Below are 224 nucleotides of genomic sequence, written 5' to 3'. Positions count from 1 at the left end.
TTAGAATAACTATTTCTATCCTTTAAAATAGATTTTTGAAATTCGTATCGATACTTTCGCTCAAAATAATCATTGATTTGCTTTTTGTATTTTTTGATTTTAGTTCTTTTGAGACGTATTTGTTTTCTTGTTTTAGTACATTTTTCATTGTTGATATGTTGGTTTAAATCTTCGATTTCTTTATCTAAGTGACTACCAATCAAATCTATTTCTTCTTTTGTTAA

At 24.1% G+C, this 224-nt stretch carries 1 pseudogene; it reads right to left on the bottom strand.

The features are described from left to right. Positions 1-224: pseudogene (locus tag HMPREF2897_RS07795) on the bottom strand (IS5/IS1182 family transposase); the annotation flags it as partial.

This window comes from Staphylococcus sp. HMSC065D05, assembly GCF_001813195.1.
In the GTDB taxonomy this organism is placed as follows: Bacteria; Bacillota; Bacilli; order Staphylococcales; family Staphylococcaceae; genus Staphylococcus; species Staphylococcus epidermidis.
Note: the sequence above shows the minus strand (reverse complement) of the source record. Positions and strands in the feature narration are given on the sequence as shown.